This window comes from Collinsella sp. AM43-1 (assembly GCF_003467925.1).
In the GTDB taxonomy this organism is placed as follows: Bacteria; Actinomycetota; Coriobacteriia; order Coriobacteriales; family Coriobacteriaceae; genus Collinsella.
In genome coordinates this window covers 1-9,003 of record NZ_QSFR01000030.1, presented here as the reverse complement: position 1 = coordinate 9,003, position 9,003 = coordinate 1, and the positions used below count along the sequence as shown (strand labels likewise).

The window sequence follows — 9,003 nt, the reverse complement described above, 5'->3', positions numbered from 1 at the left end:
GGGGGAGGCCTCGCGCCCCCCCCCTTTTTTGAGTTTACGGGGCGTGAATGACTCAATTACACCAGACGATCTTGTTGTTTTCGGTATTGAGCCTTTATTTAAAGAAAATAAATCGTATAACAAGGGCAACTGCTATGGCCGCAATGATCATAAGCAGGATTGTCAGCTGATGCTGCTTGCGTCGTTTACTTGACGAAACGAAGATTGATTTTCCCTGTTTTGGAGTCTCGAGATAGCGAGCCGAATGCGTCAAGGTTTGCTTGGGTCGAGGCCCTCTTTGTTGATGAGCGGCGGATGCTTTCATCGGCTCATCACTAACTGCACTGTTTTTAGATAATGGTGCGTCTTTCAGATATACAGGGTCTCCCGAGGCAACGCCCATATGTTTACGTCCCGTTTGGGCTTCTTCGAGCGTTTGATATCGGTTTCTTGTCACATATTTGGGCTCTGGGCCATTGATGGGCTCTTGCGAGATGTGGGGGCGATGGAATCGAATCGGTTGCGGGCTGGATGCTTCGTCCTGCTCCGGCATAAACGTGTTGTCCTGTTTTTGATCGTCCATGATGCCCTTAGCTCGTCATCAATATCGTGTATGCGCCCATTGTAAGCCAGCCGTCTAGTTTTGATGGGATTGCATACATTATTTAAGCCTTCGTGCAAATTCCGTTTATTAGACAAAACCTTAGTCAATCAGACTTAGATATGCTTATATCAATAGACTCAAAAAACTTTATAGTCGATGTATATATAAGAAGCGGCTGGGCATATATAACAGCGTCAAAAGAAGTCCCAGTCACCTAGAAGATGACTCGGCAGTCCTTAAAAGGAGTGGTAAACATGGCAAGCATGGTTCCTTATCGTTCGGTTTTTGGCGTTCGTCCTTCTGCTAGCTCGCTGTTCGATTTGTTTGATGATATGACCGATCTTGCAAACAACTCGATTGCTTCCAAGGCGTTCCCCGTTGATGTCGAGGACAAGGGCGATGGTTATGAGGTCAAGGCCTATCTGACCGGCGTCGCTAAGGATGATATCGACGTTGAGCTTAACGAGGGTCGCCTGTCGATTAGCGTGAACGTTGTGGAGGACGAGGAGAACGAGGGCAAGAACTTCCTGCAGAAGGAGTTTAGCTCGTACAGCGCGACGCGCGGCGTGTATCTGAAGGACGCTTCGAGCGAGGGCCTTTCGGCTAAGTATGCTGACGGCATCCTGACCGTTACGGTTCCCAAGATTGTCGAGAAGAAGAACGTTACGAAGATCTCCATCGACTAACGATGGCTCTGCTTCAACCGAGAGTATGAGTTAAGGGGGGCTGGGAAGTGATTCCCAGCCCCCCCCTTGTTGTCTTGAGGGGCTATTGAATGGTTGTCGGTTGATACTGGCTTGCAGGGCGTATCGAGAGCTTCCGTGGCCCTTGAAGACGGGTGGCAGAACTGCCGAGTTCATCATCGAGACTTGCATCAAGCGCGTTGGCATAGCTTTTGACGGTAAGGCTTGGACGATTATTGTCCTGGCTGATATGCATGGCGATGAGCTGTTCGGTGCGATCGGTAACAAGTTCGCGCGCGGCTTCGGCGGCCTGGTTGTTGGAGAGGTGCCCCTTTGTGGACAGGATGCGCTCCTGAAGAAAGCGGGGGTACGCTCCTTCGCGCAACATAGTTACATCGTGGTTACTTTCGAGCGCGAGAACTCGACAGTCTTTGAGGATGCCTATGGCCTTGCTCGATAACTCTCCGGTGTCGGTGGCAAACCCAATGGAATCATCGAGAGCATTAAATCGATAGCCGACAGGATTGATGACATCGTGCGATGTTGAGTAGGTTTGCACGTGGATGCCGGCAATGGGGAGCGTGTCGCCGGGGTCAAATTCCTCTACGGGCAGGTGCGCGAGGTTTTCTTTGCATGAAAGGGTGTCCCTGCTGGCAAAGAGGGGACCATGCCAGTGCTTGCACCATACATCGAGCCCCTTGATATGGTCACCATGCTCATGGGTGATTACAAGAGAGGCGACGTCGTCTGCCGAGAGGCCAAGCTCCGCCATGCGTTTAAGTGTCTCGCGGCGGGACAGGCCGTTGTCGATCATGATGAGCCCCTGAGGCCCCTCGACGAGTGCGCAGTTGCCTTTTGAGCCGCTGCCGAGGATATGAAGGTGCAGGCGAGACATAAGATTCCAAAGGATACAATGAGTGCGGACGAATAGAGGAGGAAGCGAATGCCAACGGTATCTCAGCACTATGGACATCATGCCGCGCCGAGGACGGATAAGAGCGCCCTGGCAACGCGGCGGGCCGCTGCCCCCGTAGTGCTCATGGTATCAGGCGGTGCGGACTCGACGGCGCTGCTCCTTATGGCTTGCACATCAAAGCTGGATATCCAGGACGGGCGCGGCGTCGCTCCCATTGCGCGCGAGCGATTGCACGTGCTGCATGTAAACCATCATCTGCGCGGGGAGGCATCCGATGGCGACGAGGCCTTTGTACGTGACCTGTGCGCGCAATACGGCTTGCCGCTGTGTGTTGAGCATGCCTATTTTGATGACGAATCGGGCAATATCGAGGCTGCGGCTCGCGAGGTGCGCTATGCCGCGGCACGGAGATATGTTCGCGAACTTTGTGCTGAATCGGGCGCACCGCGGACGGCGGCTCGTATCTGTACCGCGCATACTTCGTCGGACCGCGCGGAAACATTTTTGATGAATGCCATTAAAGGGTCGGGTCCCGCGGGTCTATCGAGCATTCCGCGCCGTCGGAACATTGTGGTTCGCCCCTTGCTCGACCTCACGCACGATGAGCTCGTGAGCTATCTGCAGGTGCACGGTCAGCCATGGCGGGAAGATGAAAGCAACGAGGACGTTTCGTACCTGCGCAACTATGTACGCCATCGGGTGATGCCGGTGGTGGCACGGCGCAACGCGAGCGTCTGTAAGACGATTGGCGCCGCTTGCGAAATTCTGGGCGACGAAGACGCCTTTCTTTCCCAGCTTTCGGCACAGGCGTTTCGAAGCTGCCTGCGCAAGGAAGCGGCGGGCGCACTGGTGCTCGATGCGCGCCGTCTTGCCGCCGCTGAGGTTGTGATTGCACGGCGTATCGTGCGGTTGGCGATTAAGCGCATCGATCCCGACGCGCGACCGGAGATGCGGCACGTGGAGCGCGTGCTCGCCTGCGTCGCTGCGGGCTCGGGCTCGGTTACGCTTCCTGCGGGAATTGATGCCCGTGTGGAGTTTGGCATGCTGGCGTTCAAGGCCCCGGCGGCGCGCGAGGGTTTAGTGGCCGATTGGATCTCCGTTCCCGGTTGTCTGCCGCTGGGGGCGGGGCATATGCTGACAGCGGAGCCGATGGCTGTGGAGCCGGGGTGCGATATCGTGCACCGTGCCCGCGAGCTTGCTGCTGCCGGAAAGGTTGCGGCCTTGGTGGATGCGGCGGCCCTGGGGTTTGCCGACCGCGATGGCGAGCGGATGTTAGCCGGCTCGCGCGGGGAGATCCCCACCGAGGCACGATCGGCGCGCCTGTGGGTGGATAGCCCTGTGCCGGGAGACGTGATGTGCCCGTTGGGGATGAACGGCCGAAGCAAGAAAGTGTCAGACCTGTTAAACGAGGCGCGCATTCCTGTTTCAGACCGCTCTGGCGTACCCGTGGTAAGAACGGCTCCGGGAGGTGCCGTAGTATGGGTCGCGGGCGTTCGCGCGGACGAGCGTTTTAAGTGCACGGCGGCGACGCGCGTGGCCTATCTGCTTCGCGTGGTCGATGCGGAATAGCGCTTCGCGCCAGCTATTCTGTGCGACGTTGACGGTATTCCCGCGCTGATGGCGCACGTGCTGGTAAATATACCCCGTGCGCTGCTAGAATGTGTAGTTCGCGTCCATGCGGCGGTGCGTGGGCGATAAGCACAAGAAAGGGTTGTCATGGCTTCTCAACATCCGGATATCGAGAAGGTTCTGTTTACGCAGGAGGATATCGACGGTATCGTCTCTCGCCTAGGCGAGCAGATTACTCGCGACTACGCGGGTAAGGATCTGGTGCTGATTGCGGTCCTGCGCGGCGCCGTGGTCTTTATGGGCGACCTGATGCGCAAGATCGAGCTGCCGACCAACATCGATTTCATGGCTGTTTCGAGCTATGGCGACGGTGTGAAGTCCTCGGGCATCGTGCGTATCATTAAGGACCTGGATATCGACATCCGCGGTCGCGACGTGCTGATCGTCGAGGACATTCTGGACTCGGGCCTGACGCTCAAGTATCTGATGAAGAACCTCGAGAGCCGCAAGCCCGCCTCGCTGGAGGTTGCCGCCTTCCTGTGGAAGGACGTTGAGGACCGTACCTCGGCCGTCACGCCCAAGTATGTTGGAACCCATTGCCCCGATGCCTTTGTGGTGGGCTACGGCCTCGACTATGCCGAGCGCTATCGTAACCTTCCGTATCTGGGCATTTTGAAACCGGAGGTTTATTCGTAAGATGCCCGACGACCGTAACGATAACAATTCTCAGACTCCCCGGGAGCCTAAGATCCCGGGGATGCCCGGAGGCAAGAAGCCCACGCGTACGGGCTGGCTGTATTTTATTTTGGCTTGCGCGCTTCTGGGCTACGCCTTCTTTAACATGGGCTCCGGCTTTGCCAACTCCAGCAATACCGTTAAGCTCGCGACGAGCGAGATGGTCAACGCCATTAAGCAGGACCGTGTCGAAGATTTGACCTATACGGTTCAAGACGGAAGCGTGGCGGGTCATTACTGGAAGACAAAAAAGGACAAGGGCGATACGAGCGAGCTCAAGAGCTTCTCCTCGACCTATGTCGGCTCCGATTCGCTTGCCGAGCTTATGGCGGAGCACCCCGATACCAAGTACATCGTCAACACCAATGACCCCGATTTTTGGGGCGACCTGGCGATGAGCGCGCTTCCGACGATCGCCCTGATCGCCATCATGTTCTACTTTATGCGCCAGATGATGGGCGCCAACAACAGGAACATGCAGTTTGGCAAGACTAACGCCAAGACCAACGAGGCCACGCGCCCCAAGGTCAAGTTTGAGGATGTTGCCGGTGTGGACGAGGCCGTCGAGGAGCTCGAGGAGATCCGTGACTTTTTGAGCGATCCGGATCGCTATCGCAAGCTGGGCGCCAAGATCCCGCGTGGCGTGTTGCTGGTGGGTCCTCCGGGTACCGGTAAAACGCTGCTGGCCAAGGCCGTTGCCGGCGAGGCGGGCGTGCCGTTCTTTAGCATCTCGGGTTCTGACTTTGTCGAGATGTTCGTGGGCGTCGGCGCCAGCCGTGTGCGTGACCTCTTTAAGGAGGCCAAGTCCCAGGCCCCGTCGATCATCTTCATCGATGAGATCGATGTCGTAGGACGTCAGCGCGGAGCCGGCTTGGGCGGCGGTCACGATGAGCGCGAGCAGACGCTCAACCAGCTGCTGGTCGAGATGGACGGTTTTGAGGAGAGCGAGTCGGTCATCCTGATCGCCGCCACCAACCGCCCCGACATTCTGGATCCGGCGCTGCTGCGTCCCGGCCGTTTTGACCGTCAGGTTACGGTCGACCGTCCGGATGTGAAGGGCCGCGAGCAGATCTTGCGCGTGCATGCCGAGAACAAGCCGATGGACGAGGACGTGAAGTTTGAGAAGCTCGCCCAGATGACCGTTGGCTTCACCGGCGCCGATCTGGCGAACTTGCTCAATGAGTCTGCACTGTTGGCTGCCCGCCGTCATCGTTCTGTGATCTCGATGGACGAGGTTGAGGAATCGATGGAGCGCGTGATTGCCGGACCGCAGCGCAAGGGTCGCGTGATGACCGAGGCCGAGCGCACCACGATTGCCTACCACGAGAGCGGTCACGCCCTGGTGGGCCACATCCTGGAGCACTCCGATCCGGTCCACAAGATCTCGATCGTCAGCCGCGGTCAGGCTCTGGGCTACACGCTGCAGCTTCCGCAGGAGGACCACTTCCTCAAGACCAAGAACGAGATGCTCGACGAGCTCGCCGTGTTCTTGGGCGGTCGCGTTGCCGAGGAGCTCATGTGCGATGACATCACGTCGGGCGCGAGCAACGACCTGGAGCGTGCGACCAAGATGGCGCGCGAGATGGTTACGCGTCTGGGCATGAGCGAGGAGCTGGGTACGCAAGTGTTTGGCGAGGCGCAGCATCAGGTGTTCCTTGGTCGCGATTACGCCGATCACCAGGATTATTCCGAGGAGACGGCACGCCGCATCGATATCGAGGTTCAGCGCATCATGCGCGAGGCCCATCGCCGTGCAGTCGAGATTCTGGATGCCCGTCGCGGTCAGCTCGATCTGATGGCGAAGGTGCTGCTCGAGCGCGAGACCGTCGAGGGCGATGCCGTGAACGCCCTGCTCGACAACGAGTGGGACGCCTACCTTGAGCGCGAGGGTGATATCCTGGCGGCCAAGGAGGAGCGCAATGCCAAGGCGGCCGGCATGCCGACCAAGAAGCGTGCGCCTCGTATGAGCGAGGAGGAGCTTGCGGCGGACGCCGCGGCATTTGCGCAGGCGGCTATGCAGGAAGATGCCGAAGCCGCATCCGATGATGCTGATGATGACCATGCCGTCGTCGATGCCGACGCCGACAAATAGCCTTTGTGGCGAAAGTCTCCGCGGGGAAACCTGCGGAGGCTTTTTCTTTTGAGCGATATGGGGCCGTCTGTTGATTGGGGACAGACTTAAATGAGCGTTTTCACGCATTTAAGTCTGTCCCCAATCAACATTGCTGCGGCACTTTGCTCAGCTAAAGCGTACAATAGCGCCTATGCGAAAGGGGAACAGATGATCAACGAAACTATGTATGCTCGCGGTGCGGAAAGCTCCATCATCCGTGAGATCTTTGGCTATGGCCTTGAGCGCAAGGCACAGATCGGTGCAGAGAACGTATTCGACTTCTCGCTGGGCAACCCGAGTGTTCCGGCGCCCGCTACTGTGGCTGAGTCCATTAAGAAGGCCTTGGAGCTGCCGAGTGACCAGCTGCACGGCTACACCCCCGCTCCGGGTCTGCCGCAATGTCGAGCAGCCGTCGCCGAATCGCTCAACCGCCGCTTTGGAACGAACTATGAGGGCAAAGACGTCTTTATGACGGTGGGTGCCGCGGCTTCGCTCACCTGCACGCTCAACGCCGTTACGAACCCGGGCGACGAGGTTATTGTTATCGCCCCATACTTTCCGGAGTATCGTGTGTGGATTGAGAAGGCCGGCTGTACGTGTGTCGAGGCGCTCGCCGATGAAGATACGTTCCAGCTGAGCGTGGACAACGTGCTCAAGGCGATTACCGATAAGACGGCTGCCGTCATTATCGACTCGCCCAATAACCCGACCGGCGCTGTGTATACACGCGACACGCTGACGCGACTGGCCAATGTTCTGCGCGAGGTCAACGCCAAGCGCGATCCCGAGAATCCGATTATGCTCATCTCGGATGAGCCGTACCGCGAGATCGTGTACGGTGCCGAGGTGCCTTGGGTGCCTTCGATCTACGAGCACACCATCGTGTGCTACTCGTATTCCAAGTCGCTTTCGCTACCGGGCGAGCGCGTCGGGTGGATCCTGGTTCCCAATACGAATCCTCAGGCAGCTCGTCTAATGCCCGCCGTTGCCGGTGCCGCCCGTACGCTGGGCTTCGTGTGTGCACCGGCGCTCTTCCAGCGCGTGATCATCGATTGCATCGATGAGCCGAGTGACGTTGAGGCCTATGCGCGCAACCGCACCGCGCTTACCGATGCGCTGGCGGAGTACGGCTACACCTATGTTGAGCCGGATGGCGCGTTCTACCTGTGGGTGAAAGCGCTGGAGTCCGATGCGAACGCCTTCTGTGAGCGCGCGAAGAAGTATGAGCTGCTCGCGGTGCCTTCGGATAGCTTTGGCATGCCGGGCTGGTTCCGCCTGGGCTACTGCGTGAGCTATGAGACAATCGTCAACTCGCTGCCTGCCTGGAAGCAGCTGGCCGACGAATATCGTCGAAAGTAAAGCGCTCTGCTTACAATGTTTAACGTGAAACGGGGTTTGGTTTTAAGCCAGACCCCGTTGTCTATGCCGTTGTGTGATTGGGATGAAGCAGTTTTACGACTGCCGAAAGCTATGCGTACAATGAATATACGCGACGGCCATACTGGACAAGGAGACCCGATGCCCTACCTTCTTTCTTGTGATATTCATACTCATACGATGTTCTCTGCGCATGCGTACTCAACCATCGAGGAGAACATCTATTGGGCGGCAGAGCGTGGTCTGCAGGTGCTCGGATCTGCCGACCATCTGAGCTCTATGGTTACAGCCTGCCCCAATGACCTGCGCAGTTACCAGTTCTTTATCAACCAGGATATCTGGCCGCGCATTTGGAGCGGCGTGTTGGTGCTGCGTGGTGCCGAGGCTGATATCGTTTCGCTGGACGGAAGCCTGTTTGGCGAGGATACTCCTGTCACGCTCGATATCGCCGGCGATTCGTATAGTCGTGAGCATTCGCTGTTCGATTTGGTGACGCGCAATTTGGATTATTTGGTGGCAAGCGTGCATAATCCGCAGATTGCCGAAGGCGCGACGCTCGCCCAGACAACCGAGATGTATATCAATGCCTTGGAACACCCCAAGGTATTCATGCTGGGCCACGCGGGGCGCTCGGGCGTGCCGTTCGATATCGATGAGGTGCTGCTGGCGGCCAAGGCCAAGCACAAGATTATCGAGATCAACAACCATAGTCTTGAACACGGTGTCGACACTGAGCATTGGGCCGTATGCCGCAAGATCGCCGAGCGCTGCGCCGAGCTGGGCGTGGGTATTGGCGTGTCGACCGATGCCCACATTGGCATGGCCATTGGCAAACTCGATCACGCGCGCAAGATGCTTGACGAGATTCACTTCCCGCTGGATTTGATCGTGACGCGCGACCGCGAGACGCTGCTGCGCGAGATGGCGGCAGCCGGCGTGTGTGACCTGCGCAAGGGGATGTAGCGGAGTTCATAAACCAAGCGAAGGGGGGGTGTTCCTATAGTTTTGTCAACTGGGAAATGCTCTC

Annotated in this window: 8 protein-coding genes; 6 read left to right on the top strand and 2 right to left on the bottom strand. The window is 57.7% G+C overall.

The genetic code is table 11. From position 1 onward, the window contains the following. Positions 1–94 precede the first annotated feature (94 nt). A complete protein-coding gene (locus tag DW925_RS10085) occupies positions 95–562 on the bottom strand; it encodes a hypothetical protein (RefSeq protein WP_117801082.1) in 468 nt (155 codons plus the stop codon). 275 nt (positions 563–837) lie between these two features. Here DW925_RS10085 and DW925_RS09760 point away from each other — a divergent pair, with 275 nt between their 5' ends. Next, positions 838–1,269 carry an Hsp20/alpha crystallin family protein gene (locus DW925_RS09760; protein ID WP_055251783.1) on the top strand — a complete coding sequence of 144 codons (432 nt, stop codon included), beginning with the start codon at positions 838–840 and terminating at the stop codon, positions 1,267–1,269. Between the two features lie 82 nt (positions 1,270–1,351). On the opposite strand, the gene DW925_RS09755 is transcribed toward DW925_RS09760, so the two are convergent. Continuing rightward, positions 1,352–2,161, bottom strand: coding sequence for an MBL fold metallo-hydrolase (locus DW925_RS09755; RefSeq protein ID WP_117736951.1), 810 nt, complete (start codon positions 2,159–2,161; stop codon positions 1,352–1,354). Between the two features lie 48 nt (positions 2,162–2,209). Between DW925_RS09755 and tilS the strand changes: the two genes are divergently transcribed. The 5 genes from tilS to DW925_RS09730 all read left to right on the top strand — a co-directional run bounded on the left by tilS (position 2,210) and on the right by DW925_RS09730 (position 8,939). After that, complete coding sequence (tilS, locus tag DW925_RS09750) at positions 2,210–3,751, top strand: tRNA lysidine(34) synthetase TilS (RefSeq protein WP_199411036.1); 1,542 nt, start codon at positions 2,210–2,212, stop codon at positions 3,749–3,751. Positions 3,752–3,898: 147 nt separating this feature from the next. Next, the gene (gene hpt, locus DW925_RS09745; protein WP_055251779.1) at positions 3,899–4,447 is read left to right on the top strand and encodes a hypoxanthine phosphoribosyltransferase; all 549 of its coding nucleotides are present in this window, start codon (positions 3,899–3,901) and stop codon (positions 4,445–4,447) included. A 61-nt stretch (positions 4,448–4,508) separates the two neighbouring features. Beyond that, entirely contained in the window at positions 4,509–6,578 is a 2,070-nt protein-coding gene (gene ftsH / locus DW925_RS09740; protein WP_233540273.1) for an ATP-dependent zinc metalloprotease FtsH, read from the top strand. A 189-nt stretch (positions 6,579–6,767) separates the two neighbouring features. Beyond that, positions 6,768–7,958 (top strand): pyridoxal phosphate-dependent aminotransferase, encoded by a 1,191-nt coding sequence (locus tag DW925_RS09735; RefSeq protein ID WP_117790908.1) that lies wholly within the window; start codon positions 6,768–6,770, stop codon positions 7,956–7,958. A gap of 159 nt (positions 7,959–8,117) precedes the next feature. After that, positions 8,118–8,939, top strand: coding sequence for a phosphatase (locus DW925_RS09730; protein ID WP_117790907.1), 822 nt, complete (start codon positions 8,118–8,120; stop codon positions 8,937–8,939). Positions 8,940–9,003 lie beyond the last annotated feature (64 nt).